The 21,472-nt window shown below is 68.6% G+C and carries 20 protein-coding genes, 1 tRNA gene and 1 other RNA gene; 18 read left to right on the forward strand and 4 right to left on the reverse strand.

The annotated features are described in order from the left end of the window. Nucleotides 1-108: 108 nt before the first annotated feature. The 4 genes from VKA86_12840 to VKA86_12855 all read right to left on the reverse strand — a co-directional run bounded on the left by VKA86_12840 (nt 109) and on the right by VKA86_12855 (nt 8,014). On the reverse strand, nt 109-3,669 hold the full coding sequence (locus VKA86_12840; protein ID HKK72101.1) for a T9SS type A sorting domain-containing protein: 3,561 nt from the start codon (nt 3,667-3,669) through the stop codon (nt 109-111). Continuing rightward, a complete protein-coding gene (locus VKA86_12845) occupies nt 3,659-4,297 on the reverse strand; it encodes a hypothetical protein (GenBank protein ID HKK72102.1) in 639 nt (212 codons plus the stop codon). Before VKA86_12845 ends, VKA86_12840 begins: the two co-directional genes overlap by 11 nt. A gap of 370 nt (nt 4,298-4,667) precedes the next feature. Beyond that, complete coding sequence (gene htpG, locus VKA86_12850; GenBank protein ID HKK72103.1) at nt 4,668-6,605, reverse strand: molecular chaperone HtpG; 1,938 nt, start codon at nt 6,603-6,605, stop codon at nt 4,668-4,670. 128 nt (nt 6,606-6,733) lie between these two features. After that, the gene (locus VKA86_12855; GenBank protein HKK72104.1) at nt 6,734-8,014 is read right to left on the reverse strand and encodes an MFS transporter; all 1,281 of its coding nucleotides are present in this window, start codon (nt 8,012-8,014) and stop codon (nt 6,734-6,736) included. A 467-nt stretch (nt 8,015-8,481) separates the two neighbouring features. On the opposite strand from VKA86_12855, the gene VKA86_12860 reads away from it, so the two are divergent. The 18 genes from VKA86_12860 to VKA86_12945 all read left to right on the forward strand — a co-directional run bounded on the left by VKA86_12860 (nt 8,482) and on the right by VKA86_12945 (nt 21,408). Beyond that, a complete protein-coding gene (locus VKA86_12860; GenBank protein HKK72105.1) occupies nt 8,482-8,895 on the forward strand; it encodes a thioesterase family protein in 414 nt (137 codons plus the stop codon). A gap of 14 nt (nt 8,896-8,909) precedes the next feature. After that, nucleotides 8,910-9,209, forward strand: coding sequence for a hypothetical protein (locus VKA86_12865; GenBank protein HKK72106.1), 300 nt, complete (start codon nt 8,910-8,912; stop codon nt 9,207-9,209). Nucleotides 9,210-9,314: 105 nt separating this feature from the next. After that, on the forward strand, nt 9,315-10,613 hold the full coding sequence (locus VKA86_12870) for an ABC transporter permease subunit (GenBank protein ID HKK72107.1): 1,299 nt from the start codon (nt 9,315-9,317) through the stop codon (nt 10,611-10,613). Nucleotides 10,614-10,619: 6 nt separating this feature from the next. Beyond that, nucleotides 10,620-11,402, forward strand: coding sequence for an ATP-binding cassette domain-containing protein (locus tag VKA86_12875; GenBank protein HKK72108.1), 783 nt, complete (start codon nt 10,620-10,622; stop codon nt 11,400-11,402). After that, nucleotides 11,399-13,360, forward strand: coding sequence for a CPBP family glutamic-type intramembrane protease (locus tag VKA86_12880; protein HKK72109.1), 1,962 nt, complete (start codon nt 11,399-11,401; stop codon nt 13,358-13,360). Before VKA86_12875 ends, VKA86_12880 begins: the two co-directional genes overlap by 4 nt. Nucleotides 13,361-13,409: 49 nt before the next feature. Then, nucleotides 13,410-13,771: a transfer-messenger RNA gene (ssrA, locus tag VKA86_12885) on the forward strand. Between the two features lie 27 nt (nt 13,772-13,798). Next, complete coding sequence (locus VKA86_12890) at nt 13,799-14,482, forward strand: YggS family pyridoxal phosphate-dependent enzyme (GenBank protein ID HKK72110.1); 684 nt, start codon at nt 13,799-13,801, stop codon at nt 14,480-14,482. A gap of 147 nt (nt 14,483-14,629) precedes the next feature. Then, entirely contained in the window at nt 14,630-14,872 is a 243-nt protein-coding gene (locus VKA86_12895; GenBank protein ID HKK72111.1) for a YggT family protein, read from the forward strand. A 35-nt stretch (nt 14,873-14,907) separates the two neighbouring features. Then, nucleotides 14,908-16,101, forward strand: coding sequence for a DivIVA domain-containing protein (locus VKA86_12900; protein ID HKK72112.1), 1,194 nt, complete (start codon nt 14,908-14,910; stop codon nt 16,099-16,101). Between the two features lie 136 nt (nt 16,102-16,237). Next, a complete protein-coding gene (locus tag VKA86_12905; GenBank protein ID HKK72113.1) occupies nt 16,238-17,071 on the forward strand; it encodes a purine-nucleoside phosphorylase in 834 nt (277 codons plus the stop codon). Nucleotides 17,072-17,074: 3 nt separating this feature from the next. Further along, entirely contained in the window at nt 17,075-17,659 is a 585-nt protein-coding gene (gene lspA, locus VKA86_12910; GenBank protein HKK72114.1) for a signal peptidase II, read from the forward strand. Continuing rightward, complete coding sequence (locus VKA86_12915) at nt 17,652-18,674, forward strand: RluA family pseudouridine synthase (GenBank protein ID HKK72115.1); 1,023 nt, start codon at nt 17,652-17,654, stop codon at nt 18,672-18,674. Before lspA ends, VKA86_12915 begins: the two co-directional genes overlap by 8 nt. Nucleotides 18,675-18,820: 146 nt before the next feature. Continuing rightward, complete coding sequence (locus VKA86_12920; protein ID HKK72116.1) at nt 18,821-19,165, forward strand: STAS domain-containing protein; 345 nt, start codon at nt 18,821-18,823, stop codon at nt 19,163-19,165. Nucleotides 19,166-19,194: 29 nt separating this feature from the next. Further along, nucleotides 19,195-19,638 (forward strand): ATP-binding protein, encoded by a 444-nt coding sequence (locus VKA86_12925; protein HKK72117.1) that lies wholly within the window; start codon nt 19,195-19,197, stop codon nt 19,636-19,638. A gap of 16 nt (nt 19,639-19,654) precedes the next feature. Continuing rightward, nucleotides 19,655-20,068 carry a Holliday junction resolvase RuvX gene (gene ruvX / locus VKA86_12930; protein ID HKK72118.1) on the forward strand — a complete coding sequence of 138 codons (414 nt, stop codon included), beginning with the start codon at nt 19,655-19,657 and terminating at the stop codon, nt 20,066-20,068. Beyond that, nucleotides 20,065-21,111: an endolytic transglycosylase MltG gene (mltG, locus tag VKA86_12935; GenBank protein HKK72119.1), complete on the forward strand. Its 1,047-nt coding sequence runs from the start codon at nt 20,065-20,067 to the stop codon at nt 21,109-21,111. Before ruvX ends, mltG begins: the two co-directional genes overlap by 4 nt. A gap of 50 nt (nt 21,112-21,161) precedes the next feature. Further along, entirely contained in the window at nt 21,162-21,341 is a 180-nt protein-coding gene (locus VKA86_12940; GenBank protein ID HKK72120.1) for a hypothetical protein, read from the forward strand. After that, a tRNA-Val gene (locus VKA86_12945) sits at nt 21,332-21,408 on the forward strand. The genes VKA86_12940 and VKA86_12945 overlap by 10 nt, the downstream gene beginning before the upstream one ends. Nucleotides 21,409-21,472 lie beyond the last annotated feature (64 nt).

Genomic DNA, 21,472 nt, shown 5'->3' on the forward strand with positions numbered 1-21,472 from the left:
CGCGGAAGTGAACGGTCGTCGCACCGCGGAGCACGACCCGGAAATGCGAACGGCCCCCGACCGGAGTCGGGGGCCGTCCTCGTCATCGCGAAGTCGATCCCGTGGGATCTACTTCGTCAGCATGACCTTCTGCACCTCGACCTGGTCCTGGGCCTGCAGGCGCATGAGGTACACACCCGATCCGACATCGGCGCCGGAGTCGGTGCGGCCGTCCCAACGTACGTCGTAACGACCCGTGGCCTTCACGCCGTCCACCAGGGTGGCGACGCGGCGACCGCGGAGGTCGAAGACGGACAGGTTCACGGCCTGCTGCGAGCGCACGGCGAACGAGATCGTCGTCTGGCCCCGGAACGGGTTCGGGCTGCCGCCCTCCAGACGGATGATCGAGTCGTCACCGCTGCCCTCGGTCAGACGGAACGGACCGAAGGACATGGCGCCGCCGTTGGCGTTGACCAGCTCGACCGTGTAGGTCGCGCCGCCGGTCGGGGCGACCTCGTCGACGAACCGGAAGCTTCCGGCCACCGACAGGTCCTGCACCTGATCGGTCAGACGCACGCGGTCGGTCTGCTCGCCATTCTGGCGGTACACGTGGTATCCGGTGAAGCCGAAGGCCTCGGCCAGACGCCACTGCAGCACGGCACCCCAGCCCTCGCGGGCGACGCTGACGTCGGTGAACGACACGGGCACCGGGCAGTCCACGACGATCACGGACTCGCAGGTGCTCACGTTGCCCTCGTCGTCGGTGACGATCAGGGTCACGGGGTTCTGGCCACCCACATAGGGTCCCGGAGGATCGAGGGCCAGCGTCACGTCTCCGCCGTCGGGATCGAACGAACCGGCGTCGACCTGCGAAGGATCGACGAAGGCCTCGCACGGACCCGTATCGGTCTCGTTGACGATGGTCACCCACGGGTTGCAGGCGGCTGTCGGCGGAACGTCCTCACCCGTCACGTTCAGCGTGACCGGGATCGTGGCGCTGCCACCGTTGCTGCTGATGTTGATCTCGCAGTCGTACGAACCGGTCGCCAGGCCGGTCGCGTCGAACACGAGGTCGACGATGTCGCTGTCCCCCGCGGGCACGGAGCCCGAGGTGGTGCTGGCCGAGAGGAATCCGCAGTCGGAGATCTCGGCAGCGATCACGACGTCGTCGAGGAAGAAGTTCGTCCCACCACCGTTGGCGGCGAAGATCTCGGAACGGAACTCCACGTTGTGAGGCTGACCGTCGGCGAAGCCGAGCGCGGTCAGATCGACGGTGACCTCGGTGTAGCCGAGCTGACCGCAGATCGCGCTGCCGCCGTCGGTACGGAACACCTCGGTGCCGTCGATCAGCACCTGCATGTAGTCCGAAGGCGAGTCGCAGGTGATCTGCTCGATCCAGAAGCTGAGCACGACGTCGCCGGTCGGGATGGTCACCGTCTGGCTGACGCTTCCGGCCTCGAAGGCGGCGATGCCACCGAACCAGGTCCAGAAGGCGCCGGTGCGGGGACCGGTGCCGGTACCCGTGCCGCAGGTGACCACGTCACAGATCGGCGTGCCGAAGTTCGTGGACGACTCGGTCCACACACCGCCGAAGGGACCCGCCTCGAAGCTGCCGTCGGCCACCGCATTCGGACCCAGCGCCTTGGCCAGGTGTTGCGGGTGCACGTGCGGCATCTTCTCGGAAACGTCCTTCAGCGCTTCGGCCGTGGTCGGCTTCTTCGCCGTGGATCCGGACCGCTCGTTCGAGCGCTCGAGCCGGAAGGCCGTCTGCGGCTCGAAGAGCTCGGTCGTCGAGCCGGCCAGGAACGGCGAGGCGGTGACCTCGACGTCGTCCAGGCTCCACTCGAGATCGAAGGCCGGCGGCACGGCCGCGTTCGCGATCGCCAGCGGCAGCTGGGTGGTCCCACCGGCCGGCAGCGTCACCTCGATCGGCGTGGTGTCCACGTCGAGGATCGCCGGCGGCAGCAGCTCGCAGATCGTCCACTCGAAGGTTCCGTTGGCCAGGTCGATGCTGGGCACGAACGAGAACTCCTCGTACACGGTCTGCAGGCCGTCACCGATCGGCTGGGCCGCGGCCGACAGATCGGTCGAACCCGGATCCGCGACACCGCCACCCTGCGAGCGGCCCACGACGGCGTCGGTGGTCGCGATGGCGCCGTACTCGATCGAGTACGTGCCGTCGGGACGCAGCGTCACCGTGAAGTTGTTCGAGTCGGTGCCGGCGAACTGCGGGACGTCGGTGAAGGTGACGACGAATTCGCCGCCCACGTTCTCCGCGGTGACCGTGCCGCCGGTGTTCGGCGACAGGTCGTCCCACAGCGGGGCGATGCGCGGCGGACCGTCGAGGAGTTCGCCCACCGACTCCGAGAAGTCGGTGTCACCCTGGCCGAAGGTCAGGAACCCGTTCGAACCGACGAACACGCTCGAGTAGGTGTTGCCGTCACAGAACGGGAACTCGAAGCCCAGGGGCACCTCGATCGAGTCGTCGTCACCGAGCGGCAGCACGGCGCCGGGATCGGTGAGGATGATGTCGACGTTCGAGGTCACGCCGTTGGCCACGATGCCCGAGAAGTCGCACTCGGGATCGACGGTGCCGTCGGCGCTCTCGGCCGTGTTCCACCATTCCTCGTTGAACGTGACGGTGGTGGGCGGAGTGCTGAAGCCGCCATCGACGATGCCGTCGATGTAGACCACGTACTCCTCACCGGGGGTCAGACCGTTGAACTCGAAGTCTCCGCGCGGCGTCGAGGCTTCACCCTGCGAGCGGTTGCCCGAGAGCTCCGAGTTCGAATCGCCGTAGGGATCGTTCACGTTGCGGACGATCACGTTGATCCCGGTCACCGGCGTCACGCCGTCGGGCAGAAGGACCTGACCGCTGATGGTCGCGCCGGTGGTCGGCCAACCGCCTGCGGGGTACAGGTTCGACAGCGCCGAGACGTCGTCGGGATGCTCGATGGTCGCCATCTCGACGCCGATTCCCACACCCGCACTCGGGTCGATGAACGGGTACATGGTCTCGAGATCGGCGAAGGTCGGCAGATTGCTGTACGGCCCCGCGCAACCATCGGGCGTGAGGTCGTCTCCGAGGAACACGATCGCGCCGTTGGTCTGCGTGTGGGCCAGGTTGATCGAGTGGCCGAACTCGTGGGTCACGACACCACCGAAGCTCTGTCCGGCCGTGTCGGACGGATCCACGCCGCCGCCACCGAGCACGACCCAGCCCTCGGTGATCTCCGCGCCGTCGGCGAAGTCCGGGCTGGCGACGCCCAGCACGCCCGATCCGGGCGGAATTCCGAAGAACTCGAAGAAGACGTTCTCGTCGTCGTCGTAGATGACGTGGATGCCGCCGCCGTTGAAGGTGCCGATCACGCCGGCCGCGGTGGTGCCGTCATTCACGTCGGGAAGGCCGACGGTCGAGAAGTCACCGGCCACGGTCAGCTGCAGGGCCGACGTCGGCACGCCGGACCACTCGCTCACGCCCGCCTGGACGAGAGCGTCGGCCTGGGCGTTGGTCACCGGGCCGAGATCTCCGAGGTCGGTGTACACGTTCACCGGCGCCGCGGTGCTCCATGCGAACGGGCTGTTCGTCTCGGGATCGAAGACCAGTAGGGGACCGCCGGCGTTGGCGGCTGCCGGGGCCAGGACGAGGGTGAGGGCGAGTGTCAGGAGTCCGATTCGCTCAGTGCGCATGGTGCAGGACCCCCTCTTCGACCCAGCGTTCCTCGACCGCGTTGCGAACGAAGTTCACGAACGCGTTCTCGTTGATCTCGCCACCGCGGACGGCGACCAGCTTCTGCGCCGCTTCGGGCATGCGCTCGGTCTGCGCGGCGACGTGGTGGAACAGGTTGGTGTTGTCGACGGCGTTGATCACGTTGCCGCGCGCATCGACGGTGAACTTGCCCTGGTTCAGACCGACGGTCGTCTGCATCCCGTTCATCGGCGACTGCCGGTAGAGGAACAGGATGACCTTCTCGTCGGTCACGAACATCGGGAAGGCGGCCGGGGTCATGGACAGAGCCGTGCGGCCGTCCGGCATCTGCTTGGGCTCCTGGAGCCCGAACTGGCGGATGATGCGGACGCCGGTGCGATTACCGGTGAGGTCGTCCAGCACGTCGATCGTGATGTCTGTGTAGGGCAGGTTCATCGAGTCGAAGCCGTCTTCGATCTCGAGGACCTCGGCCACCACGATGCTCTCCGCCTGGTCGATCAGGTCGACGATGTTGGCGGTGCGCAACGATGTGGCCTGTGCAAGCGATGCGTGAAACATCATCGCGAACACCAGGAGGCCCACCGTGCGCAGGCGAGAACGAAGGTGCATGCGCGTTCCTTTCGGATGGAACTGGAAGGACGAACACCTCGGAGTGGGATGGAACTGTCCACGTGGCGCACACGCATGCGTGGCGACCCGGCGAAGCATGATCCTCCGGTTCCGAGTGGTGCGTTTCGGACTGTGGGCGAGTGGACGCGGGACCGCTTTCTGGTGTCGGGACGAGAGGCGCGAGCCTGCCCGATGACGTGGCGATCGCCACCGGAGGGTCCGCGTCCGTCGACCGTTGGTCACACTAGCAGAGCGTCGAACCGTGTTGCAACGCAGAAGACCACGCGATTTCACGTCGTGACGCGCGTACGGTGAACAAAGGCCGAACCCGCTCGGGTTCGGCCTTCGTCCGGTGGAGATACGGCGAGAGTCAGTTCGCTTCGGCTCGTTCCGACGTCTCTTCGCCCGGGTCCGTCCTCGCGATCAGACGGTTGATCCGCGCGGCCATGGCGGCGGGATCGTCGACCGTCGAACCCTCGGCGATCACCGCCTGCTCGTACAGCAGGTGTGCATAGTCCTCGACACGGGGGTCGGAGGGGTCCTTGTCGTGGAGGGTGCGCATGGTGCGCACGGCCGCGTGATCGGGGTTCAGCTCGAGGACGCGCTCGCGCGGCGGCAACTCCTCGCCACGGCCCATGCGCTTCATCAGGCGCTCCATGTGCGCGCTCACGCCGTGTTCGTCGGCCACCAGCACCGCAGCGCTCTCGCGCAGGCGGTGCGACGCCCGTACCTCCTTCACGCCCGACAGGGCGGTCTTCACGAAGGTGAAGAGTCCCTCGAGCTCTTCCTCCTTCTTCTCTTCGTCCTTCGATTCGCCCTCCGGCAGTTCACCCCGGTCGGCCGCCTTGAGCTTCCTGCCCTCGTACTCGCCGAGGTGGGCCACCAGGAACTCGTCGACGGGATCGGTGAGCAGCAGCACTTCCTGGCCCTTCTCGCGCAGGGCCTCGAGCGCCGGCGAGCGCTCGATCAGCGAGCGCCGCTCGCCGATCAGGTACCAGATCGTGTCCTGGCCCTCGGGCATGCGCTCGAGGTAGGTGTCGAGGTCGACCGTGGCGTCGTCGCCGGTGCGCGTACTGTGGAACAGCAGCAGCTTGGCAATGCGCTGGGCGTTCGCCGGGTCATTGGCCACGCCTTCCTTCAGCGTGGCCCCGAATTCGGCGAAGAAGGACTCGTAGTCCTCGCGCTCCTTCTCCTTCGTCTCCTCGAGCGTCCGGAGGACCTTGTTCACCAGGCCCTTCTTGATCTGCTCGACCACGCGGTTCTTCTGCAGCATCTCGCGGCTCACGTTGAGCGGCAGGTCGCTGCTGTCGACCACGCCCTTCACGAAGCGCAGATGGAGGGGGAGCAGTTCCTCGCAGTCGCTCGTGATGAACACGCGCTGGATGTACAGTTGCAGGCCGGCCTTCGGCTCGCCCCAGTAGTAGTCGAGGGGCTTCTTCTTCGGCAGATAGAGCAGGGCCCGGTACTCGAGGGTTCCTTCGGCCTTGAAATGGATCGTGCGCGCCGGGGCTTCGAAGTCGTGCGAGATCTGCCGGTAGAACTCCTCGTGCTCGGCCGGGTCGACCTCTCTGGGGTCGCGCAGCCACAGTGCCTGGCGCGAGTTCAGGGTCTGCTTCTCGCGCACGGTCATGGTCTCGCCCTCTTCGCCACCCTCGAGCGGCTTCTGGACGTCCACTTCCATGACGATCGGGTGCTCGAGGAAGTCCGAGTACTTCTTCACGATCCGTCGCAGCACGTGTTCCTCGAGGAACTCGTGGGCGTCGTCGCGCAGGTGCAACACCACTTCGGTCCCGCGTTCGGGACGTTCGATCTCCTCGAGCGTGTACGAGCCCTTGCCCTCGCTCTCCCACTTCACGCCGTGCTCCTCGCCGGCGTGGCGCGTGAACACCGTGACGCGATCGGCGACCATGAAGGCGCTGTAGAAACCCACGCCGAACTGACCGATCAATTCGGGGCGGTCGGAGGCCTCGGCCTCGCGCAGGGCGCTCAGGAACTCGCGCGTGCCGCTGCGCGCGATGGTGCCGAGTTGGTCGACGATCGTGGTCGCCGACATGCCGATGCCGTTGTCGATCACGTGCAGGGTCTTCGTGTCGCGATCGACACGCAGCTCGATCTCCCAGTCGGTGCCGGCGTCCTCGAGCAGCGCGGGTTCGCGAATGGCCTCGAAGCGCAGCTTGTCGATGGCATCGCTGGAGTTGCTCAGCAGCTCGCGCAGGAAGATCTCGCGCTCGGAATAGAGCGAGTGGACGATGATGTCGAGCAGTTGCTCGAGCTCGGTTCGGAACTCGTGGGTCTGCACCTGGCTCATGCTGGACGGACCTCTCGGAAGCCGAGGCGGCGCCTCGGGTCGTGGGACATGACGACGGCGGCCCGGGGCTCGCGGCGGGCCCACTGCGGCAGGGAATCTAGTCGAGGCGTGGGCGGTGGCAACGCCACTCAGGCCGTGCCGCGCACGGTGGCCTCGCGCTCGGCCTCGTGCTCGAACGAGCGCGCGTACCGGCGGTGGTAGCGCAGGGCCAGCAGCGTGGCCACGCCCAGCAGCGCGGCCGACAGGAAAAAGGGTTGGGCCGGTCCGCCGTAGTCGAACACGAGTCCGGCGATCAGCGGACCGAGCACGCGGGACAGGCTGCCCAGAGACTGGTTCAGGCCCAGGAACGCGCCCTGGTGGTCGGGCGTGACCGCCCGCGAGAGCAGGCCCTGCAGGGAGGGGTTGTTCACGCCGAAGCCCATGGGCATGACCGCGCACCCCGCGATCACCAACCACCAGTTCGGCGCCACGCCCACGATCAGGAAGCCCAGACCCAGCAGGAGAGGACCGGCGACGATCAGCTTGGTCTCGCCGTAGCGCGGCACCAGCCGCCGGATGAATCCCCCCTGGATCACCGCGGCCAGAAGGCCGATCCCGAACATGTACAGGCCGGCTTCCTTCGCCGCGCCCATCACGTCGTCCATGCTGGGATCGGTGATGGCGGAGCTGATGCCGAAGGCCTCGGGGAAGCGCGCCAGTCCGAATCGGATGAACATCGACTCGAAGCCCGAGAACGCCAGCAACGCCACGAAGTACAGCAGCAGCACCGTTCCCACGCGCGGCTGGCGCATGGCCTCGCGGACCGTCTCGAATCCGAAGATCCGCGTGGCGTCACTGCGGTGCCGCGCCGGCTCGTACAACATGATGAAGGCCACGATCGCCGAGGCCAGCGACAGCCCCGCCGCGAAGAACCCCGGCATGGCCATCGACCACTGCACCATGAAACCGCCGATGAGCGGCCCGAAGGTGAAGCCCAGTCCGAAGGCGGCGCCGATCATCCCCATGCCCTTGGCCCGGTCCGCGGGTGTGGTCACGTCGGCCACGTAGGCCTGGGCCGTGGCCACGTTCGCACCGAAGAAACCGGCCAGCATGCGCGATACGAAGAGCATGGTCATGCTCTCGGCCAGCCCGAACATCACGTACGAGATCGAGGTGCCGATCAGTCCACCGATCAGCACCGGGCGCCGTCCGACCTTGTCGCTCAACCGTCCCCAGAAGGGCGCGAAGATCAGCTGCATGAGCGAGAAGCTCGAGAACAGGAGACCCAGGGTCGTGCCGCTCGCCCCGTAGGCCTGCGAGTAGATCGGTAGCAGCGGAATGACGATCCCGAAGCCGAGGAGGTCGATGAAGACGGTCAGGAAGACCGGCACCAGGGCGGAGCGGTTCTTGGTCGGGTCGATCTGGCTCATGAGGTGGCGCAGTCTATCAGAGGCCGGAGGAGGGGGCCACGCAGGATGTAATGCACATTGACCATGCTTTCCAGGGTGGAGTCACCGAATCACACTGGAGTGTCGGTCCGGGAATCTGCTTGACTCCAGGGGTCCGGTGCTCCGCCAGGGGAGCGACCTCCGGGGGCCGCGTGCGGGAGAAATGTACGCACGAAACGTGGCCGTAGCCGGAGACGCTCACGTCGCCCGCGTTCGACGCGGCACCAGGCCGAGAACAGGGGAAACGCTCTCAACCCTGCCCCCGTGGGGGCATCGCCGCCGCGAACGCCAGCCGTCGGGAACACAGCCCCGTGAACCGATGACGGCTCTGAGCCCAGGAGTGGACACCGTAGAGGGGTCGGGACCGTGTCCCGGCCCCTTCTCCGATTGGTCGAGTCCGCCCTGCGCCCCTATGCTCCCGACTTCCTCCGTCCGGGAGCGTCCCGATCATGCCCGCAGCTCACGAGTTCACCGTCTACGGCTTCCACTGCGACCTGTATGGTCACGTCAACAATGCGCGGTACCTCGAATTCCTCGAGGCCGCGCGTTGGGAGGCCATCCGCGGCGCGATCGACGTCGACGCCTGGCACCGCCGGGGATGGCTGTTCGTGGTTGCGCACATCGACATCGCCTACCGGGCGGCGGCCACCCTGGGCGATCGACTCCGTGTGCACACCTGGCAGGGCGAGTTCGGACGGCGGAGCGCGAAGGTCCACCAGCGCGTGATCGGTGCCGGGGACCGCAGGGTCGCCGAGGCGACGATCACGTACGTGATCCTCGACCGCGACAGCCAACGCCCCCTGCCCATGGACGGCGAGATCCGCGAGTCCCTGGCCGGTCTGCCCGGCCCCGAGGACTCGTAGCAGGAGGAGCGGTGATGACGGACACCCTGCGCGCTCGGAGCGCGTTCGGTTTGTTGGTCCTGGGAATCGTGGTGGCGGGTTGCGGTGCGTCCCTGCCCGAGCCCGAGAGCGAGAGCGCGCAGCTGTACGTGAAGTACTGTTCCGGCTCGGGCTGTCACGGTCCGATCCCGCCCCAGGTCGACACCATGGGCTACTGGAACAACCAGTACGACCGGATGATCGTCCTCATGAAGGACGAGAACTGGCCCTTGCCCACGCCCGAGGAAGACCGGAAGATCCGCGCCTACATCGAGAAGCACGCGCTGAAGCCCTGATCCCGGCTCGATGGTTGCTCGCGGAGTGCCCCGGTGTGCCCGGACGCCGGATCGGTGTGCCGGTGGTGTGCCGTCGTTCCTCCTCGTGGCGCTCCAGGGGTCGTCGTGGCCGAATCGTCCTTCGCCAGAAGCCTCCGTGCGGCCCTTCGCGTGCTGCGCAAGGAGATCCTCGAGGCGCGCCGTGACCGGAACCTCGTGCTGCAGCTGGTGATCGTGCCGCTGCTCCTGTATCCCACGCTGGCCTTCGTGGGAATCCAGCTCGTGATGATGGCGCGCGGAGCCGCGGAGAAGGAGCCGACGGTGGTGCTGGTCGACGCCGACACGCCCGATCCGGTCCGCGACGAGCTCGACGCCGATTCGACCCTCAGGACACGTCCGGCCCCCGAGATCTGGTCGACGCTCGACGGCGCCCCGAGTGCCGAGGAGTTCCGGACCCTTCGTGCCGCCGGAGACCCCGAATTCGGCGCGTTCGAGGCCCTCGTCGCGTGGTGGAGCACCGGCGCCGGGGACTCGGCCGTGGTCGTCCACGACGCCTCGCGCGAGCGGTCCCAGGTCGCGCGCGACCGCGCCACGGCCGCCGTCCGGGCGCACGCGGATTCGCTCCGCGCGGCTCGCGCCGCATCGGTGGGCCTGACCGGCGACGCGTTCCGTCCCTGGGCCGTGGTGATCGACGACCTGTCGACCGCCGCCGAGCGCGGCGGGCGGGCCCTGAGCATGATCCTTCCCTTCCTGCTCATGCTGATGCTGCCGCAGGGGACCTTCTACGCTGCCCTCGACACGATCGTGGGCGAGCGGGAACGGGGGACCTGGGAAACGGTGATCACGAGCCCGTTGAGCCGGGCCGAGGTGCTGCTCGGCAAACTCGGCTACGTCGTCACCGCGAGCATGTCGACCTTCGTGCTGAACTTCACCGGACTGCTCGTCCTGGTGTTCTTCGCGCTCGAGATCCTGTTGCCCGACGCGCCGATCGCGCTGCGGTTGGAGCCGGGTGCGATCGTGGTCGCGTTGGTCGCGGTGCTGCTGCTGTCGGTGGCCGTGTCGGCGCTCATGATGATGCTGGTGGCCGGGGCGCGGAACTACCGCGAAGGCCAGGCCGCGCTCACGCCGGTGTACCTGATCGTCGCCTTCTCCGGTCTGTTCGCGCAGTTCGGCGCCGAGACCTTCACCGTGTCGCAGGCGGCCGTACCCCTGGTGAACGTCACGGCGTTGCTGCGCTCGGCCCTGCAGGGGGAGACCCCGCTCGTGCCGGTGGTGGTCACGTTGCTCGAGCTCGTGGCCCTGGCGGTGGTGTTCGTGGCCGTGGCCGCGCGCCTCGTCCGCGACGAGAACGTTCTCTTCGCTCCCGATTTCTCGGTGCGGCGCGCGCTCCTGCCGTCGTTCGCGCGCTCCGCGGGAAAGGACTGATCGCCCGTGAGCGAGACCCATCGCGACGCCGTCGTCGACGTGCGAGGACTGACGAAGATCTACCCCGACCATTCCGGCGGCGAGGGCACGCGTGCGGTCGACGACGTCGACTTCGACTGCTGCCCCGGCGAGATCTTCGGCCTGCTCGGACTGAACGGCGCGGGCAAGACCACCACCCTGCGCATGCTGTCGACTGCGCTGACGCCCACCGCCGGGCACGCCTCGATCGCGGGCTTCGACGTGGTGCAGCAGTCGCGGGAGGTGCGCGAGAACATCGGCTTCTTGTCGGGCACGACCGGTCTCTACCATCGGCTGACCGCGCGCGAGATGATCTCGTACTTCGGCGAACTCCACGGTCTGAGCGGGGTCGCCCTGCAGCGGCGGGTCGACACCCTGGTCGAGACCTTCGGCATCGCCGACTATGCCGGACAGCGCTGCGAGAAGCTCAGTACCGGCATGAAGCAGAAGGTGAACATCGCCCGCACGGTGATCCACGATCCGCCGGTGCTCGTGCTCGACGAGCCGACCAGTGGGCTCGACGTACTCGCGGCGAGCACGACGCTCGACTTCGTCGACGAGGTCCGTCGCAGCGGCAAGTGCGTGATCTTCAGCACGCACATCATGAGCGAGGCAGAACGTCTGTGCGATCGCATCGCGATCATCCACGGTGGCACCGTCCGGGCCATCGGTACGCTCGACGAGCTCCGTGAACGCACGGGCTGTCACTACCTCGAAGACGTGTTCCGGTCGCTCGCGCGGCCCGACGCCCCGGAAGTGACGGCGCCGTGATCACGGGTCCCCTGGGCACCCTGATCCGCAAGGAGTTCGCCGAACTGCGGCGGGACCGTCGCGTGCTCCTGCTCACGCTGGTCCTGCCGGTTGTGTTGTACCCGGTGGTGATCGGCGCCATGAACCGTGTGCAGCACGACCACAGTGCCGAGGTCGAGGCCGCTCGCTACACGGTGGCCGTCGCCGGCGACCACGGGGAACTGACCGGCGTCCTGGCCGGGGTCGACGGGATCCGATGGCAGAACGTGGCCCCCGATTCGTTGCGGGCCATGCTCGACGCCGGCCGCGCCTCACTGGCGGTCCGACTGCCCGACGCCGACGCGCCGGTCGACACGGTGCGCCTGATCGGTCGCATGACCAGCTCGTCGGCACAGGTGGTGGCCGACCGCGTCGAGACCGCTCTGGAGTCGGCCCGCTGGCGTGTCCTGGAGCAGGAGTACCGTGCGCGTGGGGGGGAGGGCGGCCTCGATGCACCGCTCGACCTGGACACACGGGACGTCTCGACCGCCCGCGAGAGCGGCGGGGCCGAAGCGGGACGTCTGCTCGTCTACCTGCTGCTCATGACGCTGTTCATGGCCGCCTCGACGCTCGGGATCGACATGATCGCCGGCGAGAAGGAACGGGGTACGCTCGAGACCCTGTTCCTCGCGCCCCTCGACCGGACCCTGGTGGCGCGGGCCAAACTGGTGGTGGCCGGCGGGGGGGCATTGCTCACGGGTCTGCTCAGCCTGGTGAGCCTTTCGTTGAGCTACGGAACGGGATGGCTGGCCGAAGACGGCGCGGCGGCGGCGCTCGATCCCGCCGCGCTCGCACTGGTCGCGGCGCTCATGCTGCCCCTGGCCGTCCTCCTGGCCGCGGTCATGCTCATGGTCTCGGCCTGGGCGCGGTCGCTGAAGGAAGCGCAGTACTACGTGCTCCCGGTCATGCTGACGGTGTTCGTGCCTGCCTTCCTGTCGATGAGCCAGGCGATCGAGGCCACGGGCGTGGTCACGGTGCTGCCGATCGCGAACGTGGCCTTCGTCATGCGCGACGTCCTCGCCGGCCGTCCGGACGCCGCGACCATGGTGATCGTGGTGGCCAGCACGCTGGGATGGATCGCCCTGGCCGCGCGGCAGGTCACGACGCTCATGGAGCGCGAGGAGACGGTGCTCGGCTTCGATCCGGAACCCTTCTTCGCGCCGACCGAGGGCGGGCGACGCCGGGCGATCCAGGTGGCCCTGGCGCTCACGGTGACGGGCTTCTTCTACGTCGGGCAGTGGCTGCAGAGCCGGTCGCCGGTCGGAGGCCTGGCCCTGAGCCTGTGGGTCCTGCTCCCGGCGTTGGCCCTGCTCACCGAGCGGTTGGTCCGGGGCCGGCGTCCGCGCTGGACCGAAGCCGTGGCGCTACGGTCGCCGGCGCCGCGGCACGTGCTCGGCGCGATGACCCTGGGTCTCGGGCTCGTCCTTCCGATGATCGGCCTGCAGCAACTGCAGGCGGTGTTCCTGCCCGCCCCGGCGAGTCAGTTCGAACTGCTCGGGCAGACCTTCGAGCGCATGTCGCTGTGGCAGCTCTTCGCCCTCGCCGCGGTGTCACCGGCGGTGTGCGAGGAGTTCGTGTTCCGCGGGGTGTTCCTGGGACATCTGCGGCGGCAGGGAAGCGATCGCCGGGCGATCCTCTGGAGCGCGTTCTGGTTCGCGCTGATCCACCTGAGCGTGTTCCGTTTCCTGCCCACCTTCCTGCTCGGCCTGGTGCTGGCGGCGGTGGTGGTGCGGTCCCGTTCGCTGTGGCCCGCAGTGGTCCTGCACTTGACCTACAACGGCTCGCTCCTGCTGGGCGAGCGCTGGCTCCGGACCCACGAAGCGCCCTTCGCGCTCGACGGCCCGGTGGCCGCCGCGGCGGCCCTGGGCCTGGTCCTGGCCGGGGCCGCGCTCCTCGTGCGCTGGCCGCGCTTGCGCCCGGCGCCGGCGGAACTACCGTAGGAGAGCCACGGCAGACCGCACACGAACGCCCCCGGGGTGTTCGTCTCGTGGGGGCGAAAGGCTTCGACGGGTTCTGGTTGGGCCGTGGACTGCGTGTCGAGGATTTCCGGTCCAGCTCGTAAAACCGGCCGGAAAAAAACAACCGACGAGCCGATGGCTCTCGCTGCCTAACTAAAGTGCAGCCGTTCGCCTCGCTCCGGGCTTCCGGGGAGCGGGATGCGGGCGTCATATTCTGGAAGCTGGACGTGGACCCGTAGTCTCAGGGCGAAGCGTCGAGAACGAATGGGGCTAGCGTTCGGTCGACTCGTGTCCCCAGGGGGGCCGATCGCGAAATCTACTCGGGGGCTACACACGTAGACGTCCGCGGTTGGCCGTTCTCGGACGCGGGTTCGATTCCCGCCGCCTCCACCAATCCTCACGCGTCGCCCCGCGAGCGCGATGTTCGAAGACTTCGGCACCAACCTCGAGCGCGTGCGCGCGCGGATCGCCGACGCCTGCGCGCGGTCCGGCCGTGCGGCCGACGAGGTCACGCTGGTCGCGGTGACCAAGGGGCACCCCTTCGAGGCCATGCAGGTGGCCCGCGAGCACGGCCTGACCGACCTGGGCGAGAACCGGGTCCAGGACGCCCGGCCCAAGCTCGAGCGCATCGACGCCGATGCACGGGTCCACCTGATCGGCTCGCTGCAGAAGAACAAGGTCAACAAGGCGGTGGGGGCCTTCGCGTCGATCATGTCGGTCGACCGCGACGACCTGCTGGAGCGCATCGACCGCCGGGCCGGGGCGATCGGGGTCGTCCAGCCGATCTGGATCCAGGTCAACGCCAGCGACGAGGAACAGAAGGGTGGGTGCGCGCCCGAGCAGACGCACGACCTGTGGTCGGCGGCACTCGAGTCCGGCCGCACGCCGCCGCTCGGCCTGATGACCATGGCGCGCTTCGGCGCCGACGAGTCCGAGCTGCGGTCGACCTTCGCCCGGCTGCGCGAGCTCGCCGCCGGCCTGCAGGATTCCGCAGGCAGGCCCGCGGGCCTGTCGATGGGCATGACCGACGACTTCGAGATCGCGGTCGAGGAGGGCGCCACGCACGTCCGCCTGGGAACGGTACTCTTCGGCCCCCGCCCCTGAGATCCGGATCGGAACTGGACACGAACCCGCCGTTGGGTGCATAGGTTCCGGTCAGGCAGCGGTGACCGTCGGCCCGCAACGGCGGCCTGGCGGCCGGATGCACCGCGTCGACCCGCGCCGAACGACGCCCGAGGAGGCGATGGCTCGTTGATTGCAGAACTCCTGAGTACGGTCGCCAACGTGTACGCGATGATCCTGCTGGCCCGCGTGATCGTGAGCTGGTTGCCGATCGACCGCGACAACACGCTGGTGCGGCTGTTGGACCAGTTGACCGAGCCGGTGCTGGCGCCGATCCGTTCGGTGCTGCCCTCGTTCGGAGGAATCGATTTCAGTCCCCTCGTGGCGCTGCTGCTGCTGTCGTTGCTGCAGCGCATCCTGTTCGGGCTCTGAGCCCGGCGCCCGGCGGGGATGCCCAGGGAGTCTCCATGCGAATCACGCCGTTGGACGTCCGCAAACAAGAGTTCCGTCGCTCGGTCCGTGGTCTCGACCCCGACGAGGTGCACGCCTTCCTGGCCACCGTCGCCGACGAGTACGAGGCCGTCCTGACCGACAACAAGCAACTCCGCGAGAAGGTCATCGAACTCGACGAGAAGGTCGCCGAGTACCGCAACATGGAGCGGACCCTGCGCGACACCCTGCTCACCGCCGAACGCGTCATGACCGAGGCGCGCCAGAATGCGCGCAAGGAAGCCGAACTGATCATGCGCGACGCGCAGGTCAAGGCGCACGAGGCGACCGCCAGCATCCAGAACCAGGTCGACGCGTTGCGCGGGCAGATGCGTGAACTGCGCGGTCAGCGCGACGCCTTCCTGGCGCGTCTGCAGTCGTTGGCCGAAGCGCAGATCGGATTGGCCGAGAGCTACCGCAAGGACTTCCAGTCGGACGACGAGCGGATCGAGCGTCTGATGCGTGATCCCGATCGTCGTGAGATCGCCGCTCCGTCCGAGGCGCCGGAGGCCGCGGCCGAGGAGCCGATGGCTCCCGCGGAGTCGACCACCGCCGACGGACCACCGGCCACGCCCGGGTTCTCGGCCGCCGCCTTCGCTCCCGAACCGGACCGCGCCGGCACCGAGGCGCCGGAACCTCCGTCGCGGCCGGCCTCGTCGGCCCCCGAGGTCGACGAGTGGCGTGGCTACGACGTGCAGGTCGGAGCGGCGCCCAAGGCTCCGCCGGCCGGCCCCGTGGAGACGAACGTGGACGAGAGCACGGCTCCGGAGAACGCCCCCGGCGGGCCGACCGGGCCCCAGCCGCCGACCGACCCCGACGACGACCGGACCCCCACCGCCGAGAACGCTCACACGGTGGAGGACGAGGTCACCGATGCCGTCGACGCGGTGCTCGGACCGGTCTCCGGTCTCGGGCTGGATCCGCACGCTGCCGCCGACTCGGGCGCCGCTCCCGAGGAGACCCCGGCATCCCCGCCGTCGCCCGAGGCGACCCCGCGGGAGTGGGCAGGGGCCGCTGGTGCGCCACCGGCCGGTGCGGCCGACACCGAACCGGACGCGGGCGAGCGGGAGCACGCCAGCGGGCCGACTTCGCCACCGTCGAACGACCCCGACGACCCCGAGGCCGGGCGTTGGTCGTTGAGCCGCTTCACGCGGGGTCTGTCGAACTTCTGATCGGCCATGGATTCACGGTGGCGCGCGCGCCGCGGAGGTCCCAACATACGACGGCCGGGGTTCACGCCCCGGCCGTCGCATTCCACTCTCCGGCCGATCCCGACCTGCGCCGTCACCGTCCCGAGGAGCCCTTCCGATGTCCGAGCTGCGTGCGAGCATCGACGCCGCCACCGCCCATCTCCGCGAGATCACCGACTTCCAGCCCGAGTACGGGATCATCCTCGGAACCGGCCTCGGCGGTTTCGCCGACGAGATCGAGGCCGTGGCCAGCGTGCCCTTCGACCGGATCCCCGGCATGGTGAAGAGCACGGCCCTGTCGCACGAGGGCAACATGGTCTTCGGAACCCTCGGCGGCCGCCGTGTCATGGCCATGCAGGGACGCCTGCACTTCTACGAGGGCTATTCCATGCAGCAGATCACGCTGCCGGTGCGGATCATGCGGGCCATGGGCTGCCACTCGCTGATCATGAGCAACGCCGTCGGCGGCATGAACCCGCTCATGGTCCCCGGTGACATCGTGGTCGTGACCGATCACATCAACCTGATGGGCGACAACCCGCTGATCGGCCCCAACGACGACGAACTCGGACCGCGCTTCCCGGACATGTCGCAACCGTACGACCGTGCCTACGTCGACCGGACCGCGCACCTGGCGCTCGAGCACGGGATTCGCGCCCACAAGGGCGTGTACGTGGCCGTGGCCGGTCCGAACCTCGAGACCGCGGCCGAGTACCGCATGCTGCGCCGCATGGGCGCCGACATCGTCGGCATGTCGGTGGTGCCCGAGAACCTCGTGGCCGTGCACGCCGGAATGCGTGTGCTCGCGCTGAGCGTGATCACCGACCAGTGCCTGCCCGACGCGCTCGAGCCGGCCGACGTGCAGGAGATCATCGGTGTGGCCAACCGCACCGAGCCCTCGCTGCGCAAGCTCGTGGTGTCGTTCCTCGAATCCTCCGACGACGAGGTCTGAACCATGCGCCTCTCGGCGCGCACTTGGAGTTTCGTGGCGGTGGCCGCGATCTTCGTGGTGGACTTCGTCACCAAGCGCATGGTGCTCGCCCACGCCGAGTTCCTGCGCAGCGAAGGCGTCACGTTGATCGAGGGACTCCTGCGCTTCACCTACGTCCGGAATCCGGGCGCGGCCTTCGGCATGCTGCCGGGTCAGCGCTGGATCTTCGTCGCCGTGAGCGCGATCGCCGTGGTCGGTCTGACCTATCTCCTCATGAGGAGATCCACGACGGGTCTCAAGCGCGTGGCCTACACCATGATCCTCTCCGGGGCAGCCGGGAACCTCGTCGACCGGATCTTCTACGACGGCTACGTGGTCGACTTCGTCGAGATGGGATTCCGCGGGAACACCTTCCCCGTCTACAACGTGGCCGACATGGGGGTGAGCATCGGCGCGGCGGTGCTGATCCTGGCCCTGCTGCGCGAGGGCGATGGCGAATCGGACGAGCGCGAGGGCGACGGCGATTCGGACGAACGCGAGGCCCGCGCGGAACCCGTCGACGACCGGGCGCCGGCCACCGCGGACGAGGTGGACCGTCGCGATGGATGACCCGAGCGAACGCATCGAGGAGCTGCGGGCCGGCGACGACGCGGACGGGCAGCGGCTCGATCGGTGGCTCGCCGCCCAGGATCTCGGCCTGAGCCGTAGCCGGCTGCAGCGGTTGATCGACGAGGACAACGTGCTGGTCGACGGCCGGCCTCTCCCGGCCCGCACGCGCCTGAAGGCAGGACAGACGATCCGTGTCGTCGTTCCACCGGCGCGTCCGGTCGAGATCGCTCCCGATCCCGACGTCCCCTTCGACATCGTCCACGAAGACGATCAGCTGGCCGTGATCGACAAGCCGGCCGGCGTGGTCGTCCACCCGGCGCCGGGGCATCGCGAGAAGACGCTCGTGCACGGTCTGCTGGCGCGGCTCGACGCGCTGAGCGGGGTGGGGGGGCGCGCCCGGCCGGGACTGGTCCACCGTCTGGACCGCGACACGAGCGGCCTGATGGTGGTGGCCAAGACCGACACGGCCCACCACGCCCTGGCCGACCAGCTCCGGGATCGCACCCTGGGCCGGATCTACCGCGCAATCGTGTGGGGCGTCCCGGATCCTCCGAAGGCGCGGATCGACCTCGCGGTGGACCGGGATCCCCGCGTGCGCGAACGGCGTCGGGTGGTCGAGACGGGTGGGCGCCGGGCGATCACGGACTTCCGGGTGGAACTCCGGGTCGAGGGGGCCAGCCTGCTCCGGCTACGGCTGAAGACCGGCCGTACGCACCAGATCCGCGTGCACCTGGCGCACCGGGGACACCCGGTGCTCGGCGACGAACTCTACGGGGGCGGGGAGCGCCGGCTGGCCGGAGCGCATCCCGCGCACCGTCCTCGGCTGCGAGCCGCCCTGAAACGGGCCGGCCGCCAGGCCCTGCACGCGTGTGAACTCTCGCTGGTCCATCCGGCCACGGGCGCGTCCATGCGGTGGCGTAGCCTGCTCCCCGAGGACCTCGCCGGGGCCTGGACCGAATTGGGGGGCACGCCGCCGGTGGAGGGTCCCGCCGATCGTCCGTCGGTGGACGGTTGATCTGGGTGGACAGTTCCGGTGCGGGACAACTACATTTCCGGACCGGCGCGACGGCGGGCCCGGCTCCGCGCGCGCAGTTGCTCCGGCGCCGGACACCGACCGGGTCGGAGCGATCCGTACGAGCGCAGTGCAGACGAGAGGTCACGATGAAGATCAAGGAGCGCGAGGTCGACGGCGTCACCATTCTCGAGGTCTCGGGCAAGATCATGGGTGGCCCCGACAGCGAACTCTTCAACAGCACGCTCAAGTCCTTGATCCACCAGGGCAAGAGCCGCGTGGTGGTGGATCTCGCCAAGGTGACCTGGGTGAACAGCACCGGGCTCGGCATCCTCATCTCGGGTTACACCACGTTGAAGCGCAACGAGGGCGAGATGAAGCTCCTGAACGTCTCCGACCGGATCGAGAGCATCTTCATGGTGACGAAACTCCACTCGGTGTTCGAGACGTACAAGAGCGAGGACGAAGCCGTCCAGAGCTTCGCCACCGAGTGACAAGCCTCCACCGGGGTCGGGCCGTAGCCGTGCGTATCGAGATCAACTTTCCCAGCTCCCACATGTTCCTGGGCGTTCCCGACGCGGTGATCCAGGAGGTCGGCAGCGAGCTGCCGTTCAGCCAGTCGGAGCTCGACGAGTTGTCGACCTCGGTGATCGAGGCCTGCACCAACGCGATCGAACACGGCAACGAACTGCGCGAGGACGTACTGACGCGTGTCGACCTCGAGTTCTCGTCGGAGCGTTTCGAAGTGACGGTCTGGGACAACGGCGACGGCTTCGACTTCGAGGCGCGGGACCTGGGCGTGATGCCCAACGACCTGATGCAGGAACGCGGTCGTGGCCTCTACATGATGAACGCCTTCTGCGACGAGATCGACTTCCTGCGCGAGAACGGCAACTTCGGAGTGAAGCTCACGAAGATCCCGAAGAACTCCGACGACGACGCCCCCGACGACGACGACCAGGGCTGATCGGGCGGACGACGTCGTGGCCGTCCTGCTCGCCCTCGATCCCGGCGAACGGCGCACGGGCATCGCGATGTCCGATCCCGAGGGGATCGTGGCGTCACCGCTGACGACCCACGACCGTCAGCGCGACCGCTCCCTGATCGACCTGGTCGAGCGTCTTTGCTCCGAACACGAGGTGTCCGAAGTGGTGGTGGGACACGCGATCACCCAGGACGGCACGCGCGGGGGATCGGCCCGGCGGAGCGAACGCGTGGCCGAACTCCTGACCGCGCGGCTGCGGTCGCGGAACGTGACGGTGCGCCTGGTCGACGAACGCTACTCGACGGCGGAGGCCCAGCGGATCCTGGCCGGTCGGCGCCGCCCACGCGAACACCGCGATGCCGTGGCGGCTGCGCTGATCCTGCAGGCCGTGCTCGACGCGAGGCGCGCATGAACGGGACCTGGATCCGTGCGGTGGGCGGCGCGCTGGCGGTGCTGCTGGTCTTCCTGGCCGTCGGCGGGGTCTGGGGATGGAAGGCACTCTACGACGATCGGGAGGGTGCCGTCGGCACCGTGCCCTTCGTGGTGCACGAAGGGGAGACCCTGCGCGAGACGGCCGAGCGCCTGACCGCGGCCGGTCTGCTCGACGCCCCCTGGACCTTGCGGGCGGTCGCGCGGATCGAGGGCGGCGCGCGCGGTGTCCGCTCCGGCGAGTACGATCTGCCTCGCAACGCGTCGCCGGCCCGACTGCTCCATCTGCTGGTCGAGGGTCCGCTGAGGACGCGCGCGGTCACCCTTCCCGAGGGCTGGACCGCCTCCCAGGTGGTCGCCACCCTCGCCGACTCCCTGGACATCGAACGGGCTGCCCTGGACTCGCTGGTCCGCGACCCGCTGCCGCGGTGGCGCCAGGGCCTCGACCTGGCCGAAGGGGTGTCGCTCGAGGGCTACCTGTTCCCCGAGACCTATCGCTTCGCACGCGGAGTGGACCCGACCACCGTCGTCGGGACCCTGGTCGAGGCCTTCCGAGCGGTGGTGGTGGATTCGGTGGAGGCGCGTCTCGAGTCCTCGGGCTTCGCCCTCCACGAGTGGGTCACCCTGGCCTCGATCGTCGAGGCCGAGGTCACCGTCGACGACGAGTTCCGGCGCGTGGCGGCCGTGTTCCTGAACCGCCTCGAGCAGGGTTGGCGCCTCGAGGCCGATCCGACGGTGGCCTACGCGGTCGGCAAGATCGGGGACCGCCTCACCTACGGGGACCTCGAGACCGAGTCGCCGTACAACACCTACCGTGTGCACGGACTGCCGCCGGGGCCGATCAACAGTCCCGGGCGGCAGGCCCTGCTCGCGGTGCTGTGGCCGGAGCCCGACTTCGACGCCATGTACTTCGTGGCCGACGGCGCGGGGGGGCACCGCTTCAGCCGCACGTGGGAGGAGCACCGCCGCGCCGTGCGCCAGTACCGTGCGTGGCAGCGCGCCCAACGCGACGACGGGTCCGGTTGACGCCATCCAGCCCCCGGACTACCGTCCCTGCGCACCCGAGGAGGTCGCCCTTGCTCCGTCGCAACATCTGGCTGTTCGCCGGTCTGCTCAGCATCGTTCTGGGATACGTTCTCCTCGGGTCGCTCCGCAGTACCGTGGCCGCCCCCGTCCTGCTGGTCGCCGGCTACTGCGTGCTCATCCCACTCCACCTGTGGCTGCGCCACCGCAGCGACCATCGGGTGGGCGAATAGCTCAGCTGGTCAGAGCACCTGCCTTACAAGCAGGGGGTCACAGGTTCGAGTCCTGTTTCGCCCACCAGCGCCTCGCGCGCCTCGCCGCCATCGGGATCGATCGGACGCGACTGGTCAGATCGTGACCGGTC

It is taken from the genome of Candidatus Krumholzibacteriia bacterium (assembly GCA_035268685.1).
GTDB lineage: Bacteria > Krumholzibacteriota > Krumholzibacteriia > JAJRXK01 > JAJRXK01 > JAJRXK01.

Excerpts from the sequence above, each read along its gene's own strand:
- VKA86_12905 (HKK72113.1), top strand. The coding sequence starts at position 16,238 with ATGTCCGAGCTGCGTGCGAGCATCGACGCCGCCACCGCCCATCTCCGC.
- VKA86_12915 (HKK72115.1), top strand. The coding sequence starts at position 17,652 with ATGGATGACCCGAGCGAACGCATCGAGGAGCTGCGGGCCGGCGACGAC.
- VKA86_12890 (HKK72110.1), top strand. The coding sequence starts at position 13,799 with ATGTTCGAAGACTTCGGCACCAACCTCGAGCGCGTGCGCGCGCGGATC.
- mltG (HKK72119.1), top strand. The coding sequence starts at position 20,065 with ATGAACGGGACCTGGATCCGTGCGGTGGGCGGCGCGCTGGCGGTGCTG.
- VKA86_12840 (HKK72101.1), bottom strand. The coding sequence starts at position 3,669 with ATGCGCACTGAGCGAATCGGACTCCTGACACTCGCCCTCACCCTCGTC.
- VKA86_12845 (HKK72102.1), bottom strand. The coding sequence starts at position 4,297 with ATGCACCTTCGTTCTCGCCTGCGCACGGTGGGCCTCCTGGTGTTCGCG.
- htpG (HKK72103.1), bottom strand. The coding sequence starts at position 6,605 with ATGAGCCAGGTGCAGACCCACGAGTTCCGAACCGAGCTCGAGCAACTG.
- VKA86_12865 (HKK72106.1), top strand. The coding sequence starts at position 8,910 with ATGACGGACACCCTGCGCGCTCGGAGCGCGTTCGGTTTGTTGGTCCTG.
- VKA86_12900 (HKK72112.1), top strand. The coding sequence starts at position 14,908 with ATGCGAATCACGCCGTTGGACGTCCGCAAACAAGAGTTCCGTCGCTCG.
- lspA (HKK72114.1), top strand. The coding sequence starts at position 17,075 with ATGCGCCTCTCGGCGCGCACTTGGAGTTTCGTGGCGGTGGCCGCGATC.
- VKA86_12860 (HKK72105.1), top strand. The coding sequence starts at position 8,482 with ATGCCCGCAGCTCACGAGTTCACCGTCTACGGCTTCCACTGCGACCTG.
- VKA86_12920 (HKK72116.1), top strand. The coding sequence starts at position 18,821 with ATGAAGATCAAGGAGCGCGAGGTCGACGGCGTCACCATTCTCGAGGTC.
- VKA86_12855 (HKK72104.1), bottom strand. The coding sequence starts at position 8,014 with ATGAGCCAGATCGACCCGACCAAGAACCGCTCCGCCCTGGTGCCGGTC.